Here is a 19156-nt window from a genome sequence, read left to right as displayed (position 1 = left end):
GGATCCCGCCTTGATGCAGCGCAAGGCCGGCCGTCCGGGTCGAGGGTGCCAGAGGGCCCGCGCCCCCGGTGTGACGGGAGCGCGGGCGAAGAGCCTCAGGCCGCGCCGGCGAGCTGCAGCTTCTCGCGCCAGCCGGGGTGGAACCGGTCGGCATCGGCCGGGAAGCTTTCGAAGACGCGGGCCAGTTCGCGATGCTCGCGGGCATAGGTGACGAGATCCACGCCCGCCTTCCAGGCGTCATGCGCCTGGCGCAGCGACTTCGCGCCCGCCGTGCCGCCATCGAGATGGCCGAAGGCGCCGCCGCCCGAGGTCTGGATCACGTTCGAATGGCCGAGGTTGTCGAAGAAGCCCGGCAGCCTGAGCGCGTTCATGCCCCCCGAGATGATCGGCGTCGTGGCCTTCATCCCCAGCCAGTCCTGCGGGTAGAAGGGCCCCTGGGCCGCATCGTCGGTCAGCATGAAGGCCATGATCCTGTCGGCGGCCTCGCCCTCCATCTTGCCAAAGCCCATCGTGCCGGTGTGGATGCCGGAGGCGCCCTGCAGGCGCGCCATCTTCGAGAGCACGAAGGCGGTGTAGCCGCGCATCGACTGCGGCGAGGTCACCGCCCCGTGGCCCGCGCGGTGATAGTGCAGGAACTGGCGCGGGAACTGGCGCCGCGCGGTGGTGATGGCCGCGGGGCCGGTCACATAGCCATCCACCAGGAAGGCCACATGGTCGGCGTTCTCGCCGAAGGTCTCGAGGATGTATTCCCCGCGCGCCACCATCTCGTAATGGTCGTCGGCGGTGATGTTGGCCGAGAAGAGCTTGGCCTCGCCGGTCTCGTCCTGCGCCCGCTTCATCGCATCGGCGACCAGACGGATCGTCTCCTTCAGCGGCGCGAAGGTCTGGTTGCCCTGCGGCTCGTCGTTCTTGATGAAGTCGCCGCCCAGCCAGAACTCGTAGCAGGCGTCCGCGAAGGGCTTGGGCCGCAGGCCCAGCTTCGGCTTGATGATGGTGCCCACGACCATGCCGCCGTCGGTCACGCTGCGCCCCAGCACCCGCCACATGTCGGCGATGTTCATCGAGGGGCCGTCGAACAGGCGCAGGTAGCAGGGCGGCACGTAGAAGTCGTGCATCTTGGCGTATTCGACGTCGCCCATGCCCTGGTTGTTGCCGATCGTCAGCGTCAGGAACGAGCAGAGCATCGCCCGCCCGTCGATGATGTTGCGGTCGAACAGCTCGACCGGATAGGCGATCTTCATCAGCTCGCGCGCCTCGTCGATCTCGTAGACGAGCGCATCGACGCCGCGGGTGAAGTCGTCGGTGGTCGAGACCTCGACATTGGTGCCGGTGGAGCTTTCGGCGGCGAAATGGGCCGCCGTTTCAAGGTAGCCGTAGCCGGCCTTGGGCTTCATGACATAGGCGCAGAGAACGTGACGGCCGCCGGCGATCAGATCGGCTTCCCTGAGGTCAAGCCGGGCGTAGCGGTTGGACTGGTCCATGATCGTATCCTTTCACACGAGGCGGTTCAGGCGGTCTTGGGGGCAAGCGAGCCGCTGGCGTAGCGTTTCGCCATATCGTCCATCGGGATGATCTTGATCTTCCCGGCCTGGCCCGCGGTCCCGAAGGCCTCGAGGCGCAGCTTGCAGAGGTCGCGCATCGCATCCATCGCGGGCTTGAGGAACTTGCGCGGGTCGAACTCGGAAGGGGACTGCTGCGCGATGCGGCGGAACTGGCCGGTCATCGCCATGCGGCAGTCGGTGTCGATGTTGACCTTGCGCACGCCCATCTTGATGCCGCGCACGATCTCCTCGGCCGGGACACCGAAGGTCTGGGGCATGGCGCCGCCGAACTCGTTGATGATGTCCTGCAACTCCTGCGGGACCGAGGACGAGCCGTGCATCACGAGGTGAGTGTCGGGCAGCTTCCTGTGGATCGCCTCGATCACCGACATGGCGAGGATCTCGCCGTCGGGCTTGCGGCTGAACTTGTAGGCCCCGTGCGAGGTGCCGCAGGCGATGGCCAGCGCGTCCACCTGCGTCTTCTTCACGAAGTCCACCGCCTGATCCGGGTCGGTCAGCAGCTGGCTGTGATCCAGCTTGCCTTCCGCCCCGTGCCCGTCCTCGGCCTCGCTCTCGCCCGTCTCGAGGCTGCCCAGCACGCCGAGTTCGCCCTCGACCGAGGCGCCGACCCAATGGGCCATGTGGCTCACGCGGGCGGTGATGTCGACGTTGTAGTCATAATCGGCGGGCGTCTTGGCGTCGGCCTTGAGCGAGCCGTCCATCATCACCGAGGTGAAGCCGTGCCGGATCGCGGTCATGCAGGTGGCTTCGTTGTTGCCGTGGTCCTGGTGCATGCAGAGCGGGATCTCGGGATAGATCGCGGCCAGCGCCTCGATCATCTTGGCCAGCATGATGTCGTTGGCGTAGCCGCGCGCGCCGCGGCTGGCCTGGATGATGACCGGCGCGTCACAGGCGCGCGCGGCCTCCATGATCGCGAGGCCCTGTTCCATGTTGTTGATGTTGAAGGCGGGGACGCCATAGCCATGTTCGGCGGCGTGGTCGAGAAGCTGGCGAAGCGTGATCAGTGCCATTGGTGAAGTCCTTGCCTGTCGGCCCTTTCATTCTGGCCGAAATATCCCGGGGGGTCCGGGGGGCAGCGCCCCCCGGCTTGGTCAGAGAAGCCGGCCCATCGCCACGGCGGTGTCGGCCATCCGGTTCGAGAAGCCCCATTCGTTGTCGTACCAGCTGAGGATGCGGACCATCCGGCCCTCCATCACCTTGGTCTGGTCCATGTGGAACACCGACGAATGCGGGTCGTGGTTGAAGTCCGACGAGACGTTGGGCTGTTTCGTGTAGCCCAGCACGCCCTTCAGCGGGCCGTCGGCCGCGGCCTCGATGGCGGCGTTGACCTCTTCCACCGAGGTGTCGCGCGCGGCCTCGAACACCAGATCCACCACCGAGACGTTCGGCGTCGGCACCCGGATCGCCACGCCGTCGAGCTTGCCCTTCAGCTCCGGCAGCACGAGGCCCACGGCCTTCGCCGCCCCGGTCGAGGTCGGGATCATGCTCAGCGCCGCGGCCCGCGCGCGGTAGAGATCCTTGTGCATCGTGTCCAGCGTCGGCTGGTCGCCCGTATAGCTGTGGATCGTGGTCATGAAGCCCTTGGCGATGCCGATCGCGTCGTTGAGCGCCTTGGCGACCGGCGAGAGGCAGTTCGTCGTGCACGAGGCGTTCGACACCACCATGTCCTCGGCCGTCAGCGTGGCGTGGTTCACGCCATAGACGATGGTCTTGTCCGCGCCGTCGCAGGGCGCTGAGACCAGCACCCGCTTCGAGCCGTTCTGGAGGTGCGCCGCGGCCTTCTCCTTCGTGGTGAAGATGCCGGTGCATTCCATCGCCACATCCACGTCCGCCCAGGGCAGCTCGGCCGGGTTGCGGATCGCCGTCACCTTGATCGGGCCGCGGCCCACGTCGATCCAGTCCTCGCCGGTGGTGACGGTGGCCGGGAAGCGGCCGTGCACGCTGTCGAAGCGCAGCAGGTGCGCGTTGGTCTCGACCGGCCCCAGATCGTTGATCGCGACCACCTCGATGTCGGTGCGCCCCGATTCCGCGATGGCGCGGAGCACGTTGCGGCCGATGCGGCCGAAGCCGTTGATGGCAACTTTGACTGTCATCCCTCTTCCCTCAGATCCGGTCTTTGGCTTCCGCGACGATCGCGTCGGCCGTGATGTTGAAATGTTGGTAAAGCGCGGGCGCGGGCGCCGAGGCGCCAAAGCCCGTCATGCCCACGAAGCCGTCCTGCGGCCCGAGGAACAGATCCCAGCCCTGCCGCAGCGCCGCCTCGCAGCCCACGCGCGGCGCGGTGCCCAGGACCTTTGCCCGGTAGTCGGCCGGCTGGGCCGCGAACAGCTCGAACGAAGGCGCCGAGACGACCGCGGCGGCGATCCCCTCCTCGGCCAGCCGGTCGGCGGCGGCGAGGGCCAGTTCCAGTTCCGAGCCGGTGGCGATCAGCGTCACCTGCCGGTTCGCGGGGTCGCGCAGCAGGTAGGCGCCGCGGGCGGTCAGGTTCTCCTCGCCGTGCTCGGTGCGCACCGTGGGCAGGTTCTGGCGCGACAGCACCAGGAGCGTCGGCGTCGCGGTCGCGGTCATGGCGATTTCCCAGGCCTCGGCCGTCTCGACCGCATCGGCGGGACGGATCACCGTCAGGTTCGGGATGGCGCGCAGGCTCGCCAGATGCTCGACCGGCTGGTGGGTCGGTCCGTCCTCGCCGAGGCCGATGGAGTCATGCGTCATGACATAGGTCACCGGCACGCCCATCAGCGCCGACAGCCGGATCGAGGGCCGGCAGTAGTCGGCGAAGGCCATGAAGGTCCCGCCGTAGGGGCGCAGGCCGCCGTGCAGCGCGATGCCGTTCATCGCGGCCGCCATGCCGTGCTCGCGGATGCCGTAGTGGATGTAGCTGCCGCCAAAGGTGCCCGGCGTCACCGAGACCATCCCCTTCGAGCGGGTGAGGTTCGAGCCCGTCAGATCCGCCGAGCCGCCGACCGAGAAGGGCAGCGCCGCGTTCACCACCTCGAGCGCCATCTCGGAGGCCTTGCGGGTCGCGACCTTGGGCTTCTCTGCCGACAGCTTCGCCTTGTAGGCCGCGATGGCGGGCGGAAGTGCGGAGGTGTCGCCCGCCTCGGCCGCCTCGAAGGCCGCGCGCGCGGGGCTGGCGGCGAGACGCGCTTCCCAGGCCGCCCGCGCGGCCGCGCCGCGTTCGGCGATCCCGTGCCAGGCGGCGTAGAGGTCTGCGGGGATCTCGAAGGGCGCGTGCTCCCAGCCAAGGAAGGCACGGGCCGCGGCGATCTCCTCGGCGCCGAGCGGGGCGCCGTGGACGTCATGGCCGCCCTGCTTGTTCGGCGCGCCGAAGCCAATCACCGTCCGGCAGGCGATCATCGAGGGGCGCGGGTCGCGCCGCGCGGCCTCGATGGCGGCCGCGATCTCCTCGGGCGCGTGGCCGTCGCAGGCCTGCACATGCCAGCCCGCGGCGGCAAAGCGCGCCATCTGGTCGGTCGAGGTCGAGATCGCCGTGTCGCCGTCGATGGTGATGCGGTTGTCGTCCCAGAGCACGATCAGCCGGCCAAGGCCCAGATGCCCCGCCATGTCGATCGCCTCGTGGGAGATGCCCTCCATCAGGCAGCCGTCGCCCGCGATGACATAGGTGTAATGATCGACCAGCGCCTCGCCGTAGCGGGCGGCCTTCATGCGCTCGGCCAGCGCCATGCCGACGGCCGTTGCGATCCCCTGACCCAGCGGGCCGGTCGTCACCTCGATCCCGTCGGCGTGGCCATATTCCGGGTGCCCCGCCGTCCGCGCGCCGAGCTGGCGGAAGGACCGGATCTGGTCCATGTCCATGTCCGCGTAACCCAGCAGGTGGTGGATCGCATAGAGCAGCATCGAGCCATGCCCGGCCGAGAGCACGAAGCGGTCGCGGTCGGGCCATTTCGGCGCCGCCGGGTCGATGGTCATGAAGCGGTTGAAGAGGACGGTCGCCACGTCGGCCATCCCCATCGGCATGCCGGGATGGCCCGACTTCGCCTTCTCGACCGCATCCATCGCCAGCGCCCGGATGGCATGGGCCATCCGCGTCTCCTGCGAGACCTCGATATCCTTCATGGCATGCCTCCTTCGCTCTGCCGTTCCGGCCCGGCCGCGGCCGGGCGCCTGTTGCGCGCCTCAGGCCCGCGCGCGGCGCGCCTCGCGCACCATCCGCTCGATCAGCGGCGTCAGGATCAGCTGCATCGCCAGATCCTGCTTGTTGCCCGGCACCACGATCGAGTTCGCCCGGCTCATCCACGAGCCCGCGATCATCGAGGTGAGATAGGGGAAGTCGATCCCGCGCGGGTTCTTGAACCGGATCACGATCAGGCTCTCGTCCGGCGTGGGGATCCAGCGCGCGATGAACGGGTTCGAGGTGTCCACCACCGGAACGCGCTGGAAGTTGATGTCCGTCTCGGAGAATTGCGGCACGATGCAATGGACGTAGGCGTGCATCCGGCGCAGGATCACGTCGGTGACGGCCTCGGTCGTGTAGCCGCGCTGCGCCCGGTCGCGGTGGATCTTCTGGATCCATTCGAGGTTGATGACCGGCACCACGCCCAGCTTGAGATCGGCGTGCTGCACGAGGTTGACCTCGTCATTGACCACGCAGCCGTGCAGCCCCTCGTAGAAGAGAAGGTCCGTATCCTCCTCGAAGGGCGCCCAATCGGTGAAATGGCCGGGCGGCACGCCGTAGCGTTCGGATTCGTTGGCGTCATGGACATAGTGGCGGGTGCGCCCGCGCCCCGTCTCGCCATATTCGCGGAACACCCGCTCCAGATCCTTCAGCTCGTTGGCCTCGTAGGAGAAATGCGAGAAGGTGGCGTCCCCCGCCGCATAGCGGCGCTCAAGCTCGGCCTTCATGTCGGCGCGGTTGTAGCGGTGGAAGGCGTCGCCCTCGATCGAGACCGACTTCACCCCCTCGCGCCGGAAGATCTGCTCGAAGGTGTTCTTCACGGTCGAGGTGCCGGCGCCCGACGAGCCGACCACGGAAATGATGGGAAACTTTTTCGACACTCTTAACTCCGGAACAGGCCGCGCGTGCCGAAGAGCGCCGATGTCTCCTGGCCCGGCAGATCGTGATAGGCGGCGACGCAGGCGACCTTGCCCGCGCAGCCGAAGACGAAGGGGGTGCGGGCATGGAGCCGGTCGGGCAGGGCCGTCAGGATCGGGTCGCAGCCGTCGCTGGCCCCGCCGCCCACCTGGGTGATAAGGAAGGCGATGGGGGCGCATTCATAGACATGGCGCAGGCGGCCGCGCTCGTATCCCTTGCGGTCGTCGCCCGGATAGAGGAACACCCCGCCCCGCATCAGGATGCGGTGCGTCTCGGCCACCAGCGAGGCGATCCAGCGCATGTTGAAGTTCTTGCCCCGCGGCCCGTCGGCGCCGGCCATCAGATCGTCGATGAAGGCGCGGACCGGCTTCGGCCAGTGGCGGTAGTTCGAGGCGTTGATCGCGAATTCCGAGGTTTCCGCCGGCAGCGGCCGGATGTCGGCCATGCGCCGGAAGATCCCCGCATCGAGGTCGAGCACCCAGTGATGCACCCCCCGCCGGAAGCTGCAGACCAGCGCGCATTGCGGCCCGTAGATGATGTAGCCGGCCGCGATCTGCTCAGTGCCGGGGCGCAGGAAACTCACCTCCGGGCTTTCGGCGGCCGGAAAGATCGAGAAGATCGTGCCGATCGAGACATTCACGTCGATGTTGGACGAGCCGTCGAGCGGGTCGATGGCAAGCGCGAGCACGCCCTCGCCCAGTGTCACCACCTCGTCCTGCTCTTCGGAGGCATAATGGGCCACCGCCGACCCCGCGAGCGCCGCGCGGAAGGCGTCGTCCGCGATGACGTCGAGCGCCTTCTGGCCATCGCCTCCGGCGTTGGTGCCCACGCCCGCCGCCAGGTCCGTCTCGAGCCCGTTGCGCGAGATGAGGCGCGCGATCTGCCCCCCCACCCGTGCCAGCCGCTGCATCACGTCCGCGAGTTCGGGTGTCAGCCCCAGATCCTCAAGCTCGATCGTCATGGCTCCTCCTGCCTTGTCGGGGCGGAAAGTGCGTCAGTATGAATTTCATGAATATTTCAAATTACCCAAAGAGCCTTCAGGAAAATCTAAAGATCCCTTTTGTCAGCCCCCCGTTCCCGAAGCGAGCGGGCGCGGGTGGGCGGCCGATCCCGGCCCCGAGGCGCTCATCCTGGCCCGAACGGGGAGGGGAATGGGAAATAAATCATTGTTAGACAGTATGTTGCTCTCTTGCGCGACCAGGGGCCCGGCCGGATGTCCCGCCCGACGTGCCGCTTCGGACGGGCGGCGGACGGGTCTGGGGCGCGCCCCGCCAAAGACGCTTTGTCGCAGCGCGCGGCCCCGACGAACCGGCGCGGACGCGCCGCCCCGGCTGCGGGCCCGTCCGACTCGTCGGGCCCCACACCTGCCGCCGCCGGTGATCCGGCGTTTCCTGCGGCAAGGCCTTGGCGACAGGGGCCCGCTTCGGCATGGTCCGGCAAGGCGGCCCTGCCGCACGACCAGCCGGAGCGCATCATGCTGAACGATCCCCGATCCCACGGCCTCTGGGAAAAGACCGCCCCTCCGATGCCCGCGCCCCCCCCGCTCGCAGGCCCGGCCGAGGCGGATGTGGTGGTGGTGGGCGGCGGCTTCACCGGGATCTCAGCCGCGCTGCATCTGGCCGAGGCCGGGCGGAGGGTGATCCTGCTCGAGGCGGTCGAGGTGGGGTTCGGCGCCTCGGGACGCAACGTCGGGCTGGTGAACGCGGGCCTCTGGACCATGCCCGACGAGATGCCGCGGGTGCTCGGCCCCGTGCACGGACCGCGGCTTCTCGATCTGCTGGGAGGGGCGCCGGCCGAGGTCTTCGCGCTGGTCCGCCGCCATGGCATCGACTGCGAGGCGGTGCCGAACGGGACGCTCCACTGCGCCGTGGGCCCGGCCGGGCTGGCCGAACTGGCCGAGCGCGCCCGGCAATGGGGACGGCGCGGCGCGCCGGTGACGCTGCTCGACGCGGCCGAGACACGGCAGAGGCTGGGCGGGGGCAGCTATGCCGGCGCGCTGCTGGATCGCCGCGCGGGCACCCTCCAGCCGCTGGCCTATGTCCGCGGGCTCGCCCGTGCCGCGCTGCGGGCGGGCGCGCGGATCCACGGCCGGAGCCCGGTGACCGGGATCTCCCGCCAGGGGCCGGACTGGGTGGCCACCACCCCCGGCGGCCGGGTGCGCGCGGCATGGCTGGTGCTGGCCACCGACGCCTACAGCTCGGCAGGGCCGGAGGGGCTGCGCCGCGAGCAGGTGATCCTGCCCTATTTCAACATGGCGACGCCGCCCCTGCCCGAGGCGATCCGCGCCACCATCCTGCCCGGGCGCGAGGGCTGCTGGGACACCCGGCCGGTCCTGTCCTCCTTCCGGCCCGATGCGGGGGGGCGGCTGGTGTTCGGCTCGGTCGGCCAGCTCACCCGGCCGGAATTCGCGGTGCACCGCGACTGGGCGCTGCGGGCGATGCACCGGATCTTCCCGCAGCTTCGGGGCATCGGCTTCGAGGAGCACTGGTTCGGCCGGATCGGCCTCACGCCGGACCATCTGCCCCGGCTGCACCTGCCCGGTCCGCAAGCGATCTCGATCAGCGGCTACAACGGCCGCGGCATCGGGCCGGGCACCGTCTTCGGCAAGGCGATCGCCGCCCATGTGCTGGGCGAGCTGCCGGCCGAGGCCCTGCCGCTGCCGGTCAGCGAGGCGCGCGCCGTCCCGCTGCGGTGGGCGAAGGGGCTGGGCTACCGCGCGGGCGCCGTGGCGCAGCATCTGCTGGCCGACCGGCTCTGACCACGGGCCCTCCGAGAGTCGGGCGGGCTTCCGAAGCCGGCCGGCCGCCGCTATGGTCGCGCCCGAACGGTCCTTCGGCAAGAGAGGTCTTCGTGAGACGCATCCTCGTCACCGGCACGGCCGGCTTCATCGGCTACCATCTCGCGCGGCTGCTGCTCGCCGAAGGCTTCCGCGTCCATGGCTACGACGGGATGACCGACTATTACGACGTGGCCCTGAAGCGCCGCCGCCATGCGATGCTGCTGCAGGATCCGCACTTCTCGGCCACCGAGGGCCTGCTCGAGGATCAGGCGCTGTTCGACCGGGTGGCCGATGAGTTCGCCCCCGAGGTGATCGTCCATCTCGCGGCCCAGGCCGGCGTGCGCTATTCGGTCGAGAACCCGCGAGCCTATCTCGATGCCAACATCATCGGCACCTTCAGCGTGATGGAGGCGGCGCGGCGGCTGAAGGTGGCCCACCTGATGATGGCCTCGACCTCGTCGGTCTATGGGGCGAACGAAGAGATGCCCTTCCGCGAGACCGACAAGGCCGACCACCAGCTCACCATCTATGCCGCCACCAAGAAGGCGAACGAAAGCATGGGCCACGCCTGGGCCCATGTGCATGGGGTGCCGGTCACGATGTTCCGCTTCTTCACCGTCTATGGCCCCTGGGGGCGGCCCGACCTCGCGCTGTTCAAGTTCGTCGACGCGATCCTCGACGGCCGGCCGATCGACATCTACAACCACGGCGAGATGTGGCGCGACTTCACCTATGTGGACGATCTGGTGCGGGCGATCCGGCTTCTGATCGAGGCCGTGCCCGGAGGCCCCGAGACGGCGGTCGAGGGCGACAGCCTCTCGCCCGCCGCCCCCTTCCGCATCGTCAACATCGGCAATTCCGACAAGGTGCGGCTGCTGGATTTCATCGAGGCCATCGAGGAGAGCCTCGGGCGCCGCGCGATCCGCAACTACATGCCGATGCAGTTGGGCGACGTGCCCGCGACCTGGGCCGATGCGGGGCTCCTCCACCGCCTCACCGGCTACCGCCCGCAGACGGATGTCCGCGAGGGCATTGCGCGCTTCGTCGCCTGGTATCGCGACTATTCGGGCAAGTAGCCCAAGCCGCACAGATCGGCCTGTTTCAGCGCAATGCCCCGAGTGGAGGGCTTGCCCTGCAAGGGTCCCGCAGTCCATCAACCGGGGCACAGGCTGGTCGCAAAGGACAAGAAGGCATGGCACGCATCTGGCTTCATATCGGGCATGGCAAAACAGGTACCAGCTCCATTCAGTGTGCAATGGCCGACCGCAGCCGCCTTCGCCGCGACGTGATTTATCCCGTGCGGGGGCGTGGCGACCAGATGGCCCATCATGGGCTTTTCCCGCTCAAGGAGGCGGCCTACGGCCCGGAAATCATCCAGATGCTCCAACAGCTCTCGCAGCGCCTGGCTTCGGTGAACATTCCAGTCTTGCTCTCTTCCGAGCATCTGTGCCACGCTTCGAAAAGGAAGGTCACGCAGATCGCCAGGGCTTTTGCCGGGCACGAGCTGCGGGTGGTCTATTACATCCGCCGGCAGGACGATCTCCTGGCAAGTTCGTTCCGTCAGCGTCAGTCGGCCCAGCCGGGCGCCTTCCCGGATCCGAACCTCTTTCTCGAGCGGTTCTCGAAAGGGTTCGACTTTGAAAGCCGCCTCCAGCCGTGGAGAGCCGTCTTCGGAGACGAGGCGATCACGGTACGGCTCTATCACCCGGAGGTGGTGGGCTCTGATGTGGTGGGAGACATCGAGCGGCTCCTCGGCCTGCCGCACTGGCCAGACAGAGCCCCGGCACAAAGAAACCCTTCACTGACGGCCGCCGGAACCCGGAAAGTCATGCAGGCAGCAACGGTCTCCCCTGACGCGGCACGACGCCTGGCTCGGGAGTTGCGGGGCGTCGACACCGACGGCGACAACAGCCCCTTCTATGACGAAAGCAACCGGCGGATGCTTATGGAGCGCTATCACCATTCGAACCGGCGGGTTGCCGAGCAATTCCTTGATGAACAATCCGCAGCCTTGCTACTGAAGGCCTACTTCCAAATCAGCTGAGAACCGCTGCCTCGGGATCGGCCAAGCGACTCTCGATGAGGGCAAGAGTGGCATAGGTCGCGTGGCTTGCAAGCCGGACATTTCGGCGAGCAAGCTCGCTCATTGTCTTCGTTACCCGCTCGGGCGGAAGCCGATGCTTGTAGGAATTCTTCGTAACTGGAGCCTTCACCTCCCGCAGCCCCTGTGACGCGAGAAAACGTGCCAGATCGGAGCCTATCCGCTCGGTGCGGATCAGATGGGTGCGCCCGGCCGGAAGTTCGGCTCCGATGTACGGCGGCAAGTACCAGCCCAGATCGAACTGCATGTGGAGCTTGCTGGCCGTGAGCGCCGACACGGCCATTTGGCGCCGATCCGCCGCAGGATCTGTCAGTGCTTCCGCCAGATCATTCGCATTCTGGAAGGCGCCAAAGATCCGGCCCCAGATCTCGTTTTGCAGGCGCCGCCCGTCACCATCCACGCTTTTGGAATGGAGATCCCATTCGAAGGCCGAAACGAAACGATCCACCGGATCGCGAGTCAGGACGATGAAAATATCGGACGGATCGCGGCGCAAGACCGCGTTGGCCAGACGCAGGTTGGCGTCAAAGACATGATAGATCTGCAAGTCCGGAACCTGTGGCTGAAGGCTGCGGATGACGGACTCTCCGGCGCATTTGCCGACATGGACAAGATGATAAGGCAAGGAAGTTCTTTCTGCAGAAGCCGCGTTATCACACTGAGGTCTCGGGCAGGTGGAAGGATCTGCCCACCCTCCTTCATTGGCATTATCGGCCGCTGTCTTCCAGACGCTCGATCAGCCGCTCCATGTACCCAGGGGAATCGCGTTTGTCCGAGGCTTGATCGAAGGCGCTTGCGCTCGGGCGTGATATGGATTCTCGGGCGGAGACAACCCGCTCCGGAGGCCCGCGCCCGATGCAGATCTTCCTCTCCGCCTTCGACGACATCCCTGATCCGCGCGCCGACAACGCCCGCCACGACCTTGCGGAGCTGCTCGTGGTGGCCTTTGTAGCCGTGCTCTGCGGAGCGACCTCTTGCGCCGAGATGGCCGCCTTCGGCCGCGCAAAGGAGCGTATTTTCAGGGATTTCCTGAAGCTCCGCCACGCCATCCCCTCGCACGACACATTCTCGGCCGTGTTTCGGGTGATCGACCCGAAGGCGCTCGACGCGGCCTTCGGGCGGGTGCTCGCCGAGATCGCGGGCCTCCTCGGCAAGGGCGACGTGATTGCCATCGACGGAAAGGTCCTGCGCGGCTCGCGCGACCGGGGCGATGGCGGACGGACGCGGATGATGGTCTCGGCCTACGCCGCGCGGCTGCGCCTGACGCTCGCCTCGGTGCCGACCGAGAAGGGCGGCGAACTGGAGGCGGCGCTCGAGGTGCTGGGACTGATCGCGCTGAAGGGCAAGGTGGTGACGGCCGATGCGCTGCACTGCAATCGCCGCACGGTTGCAGCGATCAACGCCCGGGGCGGCGACTGGTGCCTCTCGCTGAAGGCCAACCAGGACTCACTTTTGTCCGACGCCCGCTCGTGCTTCGGCAAGCTGGCGCCCGACCATTCGGTGGCCCGCCAGGAGGAGACGGGGCACGGCCGCCGCGAGACGCGGACGGCGACGGTGGTCTCGGCCAAGGGATTGGCGGAGCATCATGATTTTCCTCGGCTGAAGGCGTTCGGCCGGATCGAGGCCACCCGCGAGAGCGAGGGCAAGATCCAGTCCGATACCCGCTGGTTCGCCCTCTCGTGGCTGCCCACGCCCGAGGTCCTGCTGGCCACCGTGCGCGCCCACTGGGCCATCGAGAACGCGCTGCACTGGCAACTGGACGTGTCGTTCCGCGAGGACGCCGCGCGCAACCGCAAGGATAACGGGCCGGACAACATCGCCGTCCTTCGACGCCGCGCGCTGGACGTGGCCCGGCGAGACGGGTCCAAGAGTTCGCTGTCGATCAAGCTGAAGCGGGCGGGGTGGGATGACGAATTCCTTCTCAGCCTTCTCAAGCAGTTGCCCGAGACCTGATCCAAATGCGATGGCCCTGTCCATGTACCAGGCATTGCTGAGCGGGTTCACCCCCCAGGACTGGTAGTAGAAATGGGCGATGTGATCGGCGATGCGGGTCCCGTCGCGCAGGACGAGCCGCTTGGCAAGTTCCCCCCCCGGCTTCAGAGCGTCCGCATAGACAAAGCTGTGGCGGAGATAGTCGGCGTCATTGTCAAGCGCCCTATCCTCCGCATTCGCCGCCGTGTCCTCTCCGATCTGCGCCCGCTGGCAGGCTTCGCTGATGGCCCCGTCTCCACGGCGGAAGGTCAGGAAGGCCGCGTCCGGCCTGCCTTCGCGTTCCAGACAGGGGTGGGGGTAGCTGCGGCTGTTGACGATGAAGCCCAGGGGCGGCTGGCGACCCGAGGGATTGATGTCGCGCGACGCGTTCCAGAGGTTCCGGACCCGGACACTGAAATGGCTGAAGTTCTGCCGGGCATAGGCATAGGGATAGTCGATCACGATCTCCGAGATCTCGAGTGGCCGGCCGGGCAGACGGTTCTCTGCCTGGACCTGCGCGAAGGACCGGAATGCGCGGGCAAGATCGGTCGTAGGAACCGCTTCGCCGTTGCCGAGCCGGGGTATCTGGCCCGCCTGCCAGTTCGGCAGGTTCACGAGCCACCGCATCTCGACCGGCCGACCGCCCTGGGCCGCCTCGACCCGGTCGCGCATCTCGACCATGTAGGCCTGCATGATCTGCGCCGCCGGCGGAAGATCGAACCCCGCGCCGGCTGTGCGCCGACAACTCGCCGGCTTGTCCGAATCCGGCAGGAGCCGGAGCATCGGCCCATCGACATTGATCGCCGAGACCGGAACGCCGGCGCGGATCAGCCGCATCACATTGCGCTCGACCTCGAACCGGGCGGCCACACGGCCGAGTTCCTCGGGCGCAAGACGAGGATCGCACCGATCGCCCGACAACGCGATCCCGGCCGCATAGGTAATGTCGAGTCCGGTCCGGCTCACGATCTGCGCCAGCGAAGCCAGATCCGCATCGGTCAGGTAAGACCCCTCTGGCCGGGGAACCTCGTCCCCGCGTTGGTTCATTCCCCGAAAATCGTAAGCCATCAGGAACGTGGGGTTGAGCACGATCCCCTCGACGCCCGCGCGGTCCAGGTCCTGCCAGAGCGGCAGGTTCCCGGCCGCGAAGACCTCGCGGTTGTCGAGCGCCCGAGGACCGGGGCCGTAGATTGCCTCGGGGGCCGCATCGGTCCGGGCGCCAAGGGCGAGAGCCGCGAGGGCCGCAAGAAGCAGTGTCCGGAGTGTCATCAGGGTCCCCCGCGCAGCTGACACAGGATGCCGCGGATGGTCCGGGGAGAGGTCGCGGCGCAGCCACCGGTCGAGGTCGTCCTGCCAGTCCGCCGTGAGGCGCGACATCACCCCGGGCGACAGGTTCGGCGCCTCTGCCCCGAGAATGGCCGCCAGGGCGTCCTGGACGTCCCCGGTCGAGAGGCCACGCAGGTAGAGGGCCGGAAGCAGCGCGTCGAGGCTCTTCGACCGCCGCGCCCATTTCGGCAGGATGGCCGAGCTGAACCGGATCTTCTCCTCCGGCGGCACATCGGCGCGGTCCCGGACCTTCGGACGCTGAACCGGAAGGGTGCCGATCCCGGTCTGGATCTCGCGCTTTGGACCGGCGCCATGCCGCACGACACGGCGACGACCGTCGGGGAGGAGATCCTCGGCAAAACCCGCGACGAAAGCGTCGGCCTCGGCCTTCAGCGCCGCTGTGAGCATGCGACGCGCGCCCTCGCGCGCGATCTCGGTCAGCGGGTCAAGGACCGTTCCCGGCTGGTGAAACGGGAGGATGTTGGTATCTTCGGACACAGGCGTATCGCTCCATCTGGAGGTTCTGGCAGGCTTCGACACCCGCCACGATACGCCGACTTCTCAGCCCCCATTAGCCAGATTCTGCCATAGCTCCGCGGGCGAGGCCTGCACCGCCGTCCCGGTGACGCTGCCCGCACGCTCAGCCCCTGCTGCAGCGCCACCCGGCCGCTGGCCCGCTCCACCCGCATGGCGGTGCGGAAGGACTCGCCGTCAGGGCTCACCTTCACGGTGAAGTCATCCTCGTCGCCAGGCCCATCTCGGCCTGCCCCGACCAGCCTGTCTGGAAGAGAAGGCTCGCCGTATCCCCGGCGAGCGCCTTGTTGATCTTGAGCTGGTGCCCCGCCCCGTCATGGGTGAGGAGCGTCGCCGGAGAGGCGACGGCCAGCCGGTTGGTCCCGTCCGCTGCGGTGGCGATGCCGAGCGAGGCGAATTCCGGCACGAGCCGGCCCAGCACCTGGCAGCCCGCGGCCGAGGTGAAGACGAGCCCCGCCCCTTCGGCCAGAACGAAGGTCTGCCAGCCCGGCCGCGGCGCGAGAAAGCACCAGAGGGCCGCCTCCGTGGCCTGCCCCCAGCAAAGTGGTCCTCCCTGAGGTAGGCTTTCGAGCCGGATGGAGGACGAGAAATGGCGCAGAAGAAGCACAAGCCGGAGGAGATCGTCGCGAAGCTTCGGCAGGTCGACGTGCTGGTGTCGTTAGGGCCGGTCGGTGGCCGAGGCCGTACGGTCGATCGGCGTGACCCAGTTCACTTACTACCGCTGGCGCAAGGAGTTCGGCGGCCTGAAGACTGATCAGGTGAAGCGGCTCAAAGAGCTGGAAATGGGGAACGAGCGGCTGCGGAAGGCGGTCTCGGATCTCACGCTCGAGAAGCTGATCCTGAAGGAGGCCGCCTCGGGAACCGAAGGTCCGCCTCAGCGAAACTTCTGAGCCCGGCTCGCCGCCGGGTCTGCACCGACCATGTCCGCCGGAAGCTCGGCGTATCCGAGCGGGTCCTGTGCCGGGTGCTGGGGCAGCATCGCTCGACGCAGCGGAAGGTGCCGCGGGGCCGGCCAAGCGCTGACGGCCGACAGGTGTCAAGCGACACCCCGTGTTACGAGGTCTCGTCTCGTGCAACGGAGCGGTCCCGGGGGGGCGCTGACCGCCAAGAGTCAGAGCGCCAAGGGGTACAGCGTCGTGGGCTCGACCTCGATGCGCGCCGTCTTCGATGGTGCCTTCGGCCTGCCGAAGGCTTTTGCCGCCCTCGACCTCGACCGGCAACTCGCGGTCTACAGGGACAAGGCCGAGGCGATGTTCGGCCGCAATTCGGTCTCGCAGTTCGCGGATGCCGATGTGCGGGACAAGCTGATCAAGACCTTCCTGATCCGCGCCGAGCTGGGCACACCGGCCGGTTCCAGCCCCGGCTAGATCGCCCTGACTCTGCTGGGCGGCTGACGTCGCCCGACCTAGACCCCATGATCGCGGAGTGACCTGACCGGATCGGTGGCCTCTGCCGCGCCTCGCGGCAGGGCAGGTCCCGAAAGGTCAGATCAGGAAATCGTCGATGGCGTCGGGCAGGATCCCGCGTACCGTCAGCCGGTCCCCGCCGCCGAAGTCGATCAGCGTGTCCCCCTGGACGGCGCGCATCCGGTGATCCAGATGCAGCGGCAGGTCGATCAGGTCATGGGCGCGGTTGAAGTCGAGGATCAGATCCCCGCCGTCCCCCCTGCGGTAGACGAAGACATCGGCCCCCGCACCGCCGTGAAGCCTGTCGGCCCCCGCCTGTCCATGCAGCACATCATCTCCCGCACCGCCGAGAAGCACGTCGTTGCCGGCCCTGCCATAAAGCCTGTCGTGGCCCACCCCACCCTCCAGCCGATCGCGGCCCGCGTCGCCGAGCAGCCCGTCGTCCCCCGGTCCTCCGCGCAGGAGGTCGTCGCCCGTGCCGCCCTGCAGCACGTCCCGGCCGCCGCGGCCGTCCAGCCTGTCGTTGCCCGCCCCGCCCGAGATCCTCTCGGAGCCCGCGCCGCCGGTCAGCCGGTCGGGCCGGGAGGTGCCCGAAAGCGGCCTGGGATCGGGCGCCTCCGGTCCGAAGGTCGGAAAAAGCCCGCCAAAGGCCGCCCGGGGCTGGGCCGGCAGCCCGTCCAGATCCCGGTTGGCCGCCACGAACAGCCGGCTGCCCATCGTCGTCATTTCGCTCGCCAGACCCGCCAGCGGCCCCGCGGCCGCGGCCCGCGCGGCGGGCGGAACATATTCCACCACGAAGGTCTCGATCCCCGCCCGCTCGGCGCGCAGAAGCTGCTGCAGCGCCCAGGCGGCCTCGCCATCGTCCTGGGGCGTGAAGCTCTTCGGCCGGCCGTTGGGATAATGGAAGCGCACATCCTCGGCGGCCACGCCATCGACCGCGGTCCGGTAGGTGGCATTGCCGATCAGATCAAGCCCGTTCTGCCCGAGGATCACGAAATCCCGGTCCGGGTCGACCTTTGCCAGCCGTTCGAGCGCATGGGTGCGTAACCGCAGGACGAAATCCGCCATTTCCTGACGGTAGTCGATCCCCGAGCGGGGCGCCGTCTCCTCCCAGAACTCGAAGGCGTCGATGATGTCGAGATAGACGCCGTTGAAGCCCCGGTCGATGATCCGGTCGAGATAGCCGAGCACGATCTTCTGCCAGCCCGCCTCCCAGTAGCGGACCTTCATGTTGCCGGCCCATTCGGGATTTTCCGCCCCGAGCCAGTGCGGCGGCGTCTTCGCCCAGCTGTCCTGCCAGTAGTAGCGGTAATCCTCGGCCTCGGCGATCGAGAGATAGCTGACGATCAGCCGGTCGGGATCGCCGCCGCGCATCCGGTCGAGCAGGGCGCGCCCGTAGGGGGCCTCGCCGTCGCGGTAGCTGGCCCATTCGGTCACGACGAGATCGGCGTTCGAGGCGCCGATCGCCTGCGCGCGCCGGGCGTCGATATCGCCCAGATGGTAGAGCCAGCTCTTGACAGAAGACAGTCGCGACATCCGCTTCTCCCGTTCGCCAGAAGGCCGGTGGCCGGCCCCGGATCCGTCCTGCAGACCGGTGGGTCCGGGGGCTCAATGGTCCGGGGCGGACGCTTTCAGGCCCGCCGCGGGCTGCGCAGGTCAGCCACCTCCGCGGTCTTCTGCATCGCGAGGATGGCCACCTGCGTCCGGTTGCTGACGCCGTATTTCCGCATCAGGTGCCGCACATGGATCTTGACTGTCGCCTCGGAGATCGAGAGCTGGCGGGCGATCTCCTTGTTCGAGGCCCCCGCCCCGAGCGAGCGCAGGACCTCGTTCTGCCGGTCGGTCAGCGGCATGTCGAGGCCCTCGGCGGCCAGGGGCGCCTCGCGCAAGCCGGGGGCAGGCCCGGGGGAGGGAAGCGGGAACGGCTGTCCCGCCGGCACCTCGACGGGAAAGTAGCAGCCTCCTGCCAGCACCAGATCGAGCGCCGCAATGGCGACTCGGGGCTCCATGCTGGTGGGCAGCAGGCCGCGCACCCCCAGGCGCAGCGCGTCGCGGACATCCTCCTCGTCCATGCGCTCGGGCATCAGGATGACCGGCACATCGCCCGCGGCGGAGGCGATCCCGTCCAGGCTGCGCCGCACCCCCTCGTCCCGCAGCGACCGCGAGCCGGTGCTCAGCAGGCAGATCTCGGGCACCTCCCCGCCCTCCGCTTCTGCCGGGTCCGCGAACTGGCGCAGACCCAGCCGCCGCTTGTGCGCCCAGGGCATCAGGAAGACACAAAGGCTCGCTCTGCGCAGAGCATGCCCGTCAACGAGCCAGAACAACTTGCGACTCTCAACTCTTTCCATGGCCTTGGTGAGCAAGATCGGTCCCCACAATGCCGTCAATACGCTCCCATCGTATTAATTCGAAGGAGTGTGGCAA

General features: G+C 68.1%; 16 protein-coding genes and 2 pseudogenes. 7 read left to right on the top strand and 11 right to left on the bottom strand.

Annotated elements, in window-relative coordinates; genetic code table 11:
• Positions 1-95: 95 nt before the first annotated feature.
• The 6 genes from LV780_RS19810 to LV780_RS19785 form a co-directional block, all read right to left on the bottom strand.
• A complete protein-coding gene (locus tag LV780_RS19810) occupies positions 96-1481 on the bottom strand; it encodes a ribulose-bisphosphate carboxylase (RefSeq protein ID WP_117345184.1) in 1386 nt (461 codons plus the stop codon).
• Between the two features lie 26 nt (positions 1482-1507).
• Positions 1508-2572 carry a class II fructose-bisphosphate aldolase gene (gene fba, locus LV780_RS19805; protein WP_117345183.1) on the bottom strand — a complete coding sequence of 355 codons (1065 nt, stop codon included), beginning with the start codon at positions 2570-2572 and terminating at the stop codon, positions 1508-1510.
• Between the two features lie 81 nt (positions 2573-2653).
• Complete coding sequence (gap, locus tag LV780_RS19800; RefSeq protein ID WP_117345182.1) at positions 2654-3655, bottom strand: type I glyceraldehyde-3-phosphate dehydrogenase; 1002 nt, start codon at positions 3653-3655, stop codon at positions 2654-2656.
• Between the two features lie 10 nt (positions 3656-3665).
• A complete protein-coding gene (tkt, locus tag LV780_RS19795; RefSeq protein WP_117345181.1) occupies positions 3666-5639 on the bottom strand; it encodes a transketolase in 1974 nt (657 codons plus the stop codon).
• A 60-nt stretch (positions 5640-5699) separates the two neighbouring features.
• Positions 5700-6578: a phosphoribulokinase gene (locus tag LV780_RS19790; RefSeq protein ID WP_011911071.1), complete on the bottom strand. Its 879-nt coding sequence runs from the start codon at positions 6576-6578 to the stop codon at positions 5700-5702.
• Between the two features lie 2 nt (positions 6579-6580).
• Entirely contained in the window at positions 6581-7576 is a 996-nt protein-coding gene (locus tag LV780_RS19785) for a class 1 fructose-bisphosphatase (RefSeq protein WP_117345180.1), read from the bottom strand.
• A 513-nt stretch (positions 7577-8089) separates the two neighbouring features.
• Here LV780_RS19785 and LV780_RS19780 point away from each other — a divergent pair.
• The 3 genes from LV780_RS19780 (at position 8090) to LV780_RS19770 (ending at position 11438) form a co-directional block, all read left to right on the top strand.
• Positions 8090-9373 carry an NAD(P)/FAD-dependent oxidoreductase gene (locus tag LV780_RS19780; protein WP_233864291.1) on the top strand — a complete coding sequence of 428 codons (1284 nt, stop codon included), beginning with the start codon at positions 8090-8092 and terminating at the stop codon, positions 9371-9373.
• Positions 9374-9465: 92 nt separating this feature from the next.
• Positions 9466-10470, top strand: a complete 1005-nt coding sequence (locus LV780_RS19775; RefSeq protein WP_117345179.1) for an NAD-dependent epimerase/dehydratase family protein — start codon at positions 9466-9468, stop codon at positions 10468-10470.
• A gap of 116 nt (positions 10471-10586) precedes the next feature.
• Positions 10587-11438 (top strand): hypothetical protein, encoded by an 852-nt coding sequence (locus LV780_RS19770; RefSeq protein WP_233864290.1) that lies wholly within the window; start codon positions 10587-10589, stop codon positions 11436-11438.
• On the opposite strand, the gene LV780_RS19765 is transcribed toward LV780_RS19770, so the two are convergent.
• Positions 11431-12120, bottom strand: coding sequence for a hypothetical protein (locus LV780_RS19765; RefSeq protein ID WP_117345178.1), 690 nt, complete (start codon positions 12118-12120; stop codon positions 11431-11433). The genes LV780_RS19770 and LV780_RS19765 overlap by 8 nt on opposite strands.
• 230 nt (positions 12121-12350) lie before the next feature.
• Between LV780_RS19765 and LV780_RS19760 the strand changes: the two genes are divergently transcribed.
• Both LV780_RS19760 and LV780_RS19755 read left to right on the top strand, forming a co-directional pair.
• Positions 12351-13448 carry an ISAs1 family transposase gene (locus LV780_RS19760; protein WP_117344983.1) on the top strand — a complete coding sequence of 366 codons (1098 nt, stop codon included), beginning with the start codon at positions 12351-12353 and terminating at the stop codon, positions 13446-13448.
• 72 nt (positions 13449-13520) lie between these two features.
• On the top strand, positions 13521-14756 hold the full coding sequence (locus LV780_RS19755; protein WP_233864296.1) for a hypothetical protein: 1236 nt from the start codon (positions 13521-13523) through the stop codon (positions 14754-14756).
• A 21-nt stretch (positions 14757-14777) separates the two neighbouring features.
• On the opposite strand, the pseudogene LV780_RS19750 reads toward LV780_RS19755, so the two are convergent.
• Together LV780_RS19750 and LV780_RS19745 are read right to left on the bottom strand one after the other, a co-directional pair.
• Positions 14778-15290: pseudogene (locus LV780_RS19750) on the bottom strand (transposase); the annotation flags it as partial.
• A gap of 226 nt (positions 15291-15516) precedes the next feature.
• Positions 15517-15933 (bottom strand): hypothetical protein, encoded by a 417-nt coding sequence (locus LV780_RS19745; RefSeq protein ID WP_117345177.1) that lies wholly within the window; start codon positions 15931-15933, stop codon positions 15517-15519.
• Here LV780_RS19745 and LV780_RS19740 point away from each other — a divergent pair.
• A pseudogene (locus LV780_RS19740) lies at positions 15916-16338 on the top strand (transposase); the annotation flags it as partial. The gene LV780_RS19745 and the pseudogene LV780_RS19740 overlap by 18 nt on opposite strands.
• Positions 16339-16396: 58 nt before the next feature.
• Positions 16397-16693 (top strand): DUF1217 domain-containing protein, encoded by a 297-nt coding sequence (locus LV780_RS19735; RefSeq protein ID WP_233864289.1) that lies wholly within the window; start codon positions 16397-16399, stop codon positions 16691-16693.
• A 117-nt stretch (positions 16694-16810) separates the two neighbouring features.
• Here the strand turns inward: LV780_RS19735 and LV780_RS19730 are convergent, their stop codons facing one another.
• Positions 16811-18268, bottom strand: a complete 1458-nt coding sequence (locus LV780_RS19730) for an MJ1477/TM1410 family putative glycoside hydrolase (protein ID WP_117345176.1) — start codon at positions 18266-18268, stop codon at positions 16811-16813.
• Positions 18269-18363: 95 nt separating this feature from the next.
• Entirely contained in the window at positions 18364-19056 is a 693-nt protein-coding gene (locus tag LV780_RS19725; RefSeq protein WP_233864288.1) for a response regulator transcription factor, read from the bottom strand.
• Positions 19057-19156 lie beyond the last annotated feature (100 nt).

The sequence above is a fragment of the Cereibacter azotoformans genome (assembly GCF_021391315.1).
Lineage (GTDB): Bacteria > Pseudomonadota > Alphaproteobacteria > Rhodobacterales > Rhodobacteraceae > Cereibacter_A > Cereibacter_A azotoformans.
Note: the sequence above shows the minus strand (reverse complement) of the source record. Positions and strands in the feature narration are given on the sequence as shown.

Bases quoted from the DNA above. Each gene is read 5' to 3' on its own strand.
- LV780_RS19810 (WP_117345184.1), bottom strand. From the start codon at position 1,481: ATGGACCAGTCCAACCGCTACGCCCGGCTTGACCTCAGGGAAGCCGAT.
- fba (WP_117345183.1), bottom strand. From the start codon at position 2,572: ATGGCACTGATCACGCTTCGCCAGCTTCTCGACCACGCCGCCGAACAT.
- gap (WP_117345182.1), bottom strand. From the start codon at position 3,655: ATGACAGTCAAAGTTGCCATCAACGGCTTCGGCCGCATCGGCCGCAAC.
- tkt (WP_117345181.1), bottom strand. From the start codon at position 5,639: ATGAAGGATATCGAGGTCTCGCAGGAGACGCGGATGGCCCATGCCATC.
- LV780_RS19785 (WP_117345180.1), bottom strand. From the start codon at position 7,576: ATGACGATCGAGCTTGAGGATCTGGGGCTGACACCCGAACTCGCGGAC.
- LV780_RS19780 (WP_233864291.1), top strand. From the start codon at position 8,090: ATGCTGAACGATCCCCGATCCCACGGCCTCTGGGAAAAGACCGCCCCT.
- LV780_RS19770 (WP_233864290.1), top strand. From the start codon at position 10,587: ATGGCACGCATCTGGCTTCATATCGGGCATGGCAAAACAGGTACCAGC.
- LV780_RS19760 (WP_117344983.1), top strand. From the start codon at position 12,351: ATGCAGATCTTCCTCTCCGCCTTCGACGACATCCCTGATCCGCGCGCC.
- LV780_RS19755 (WP_233864296.1), top strand. From the start codon at position 13,521: ATGGGCGATGTGATCGGCGATGCGGGTCCCGTCGCGCAGGACGAGCCG.
- LV780_RS19730 (WP_117345176.1), bottom strand. From the start codon at position 18,268: ATGTCGCGACTGTCTTCTGTCAAGAGCTGGCTCTACCATCTGGGCGAT.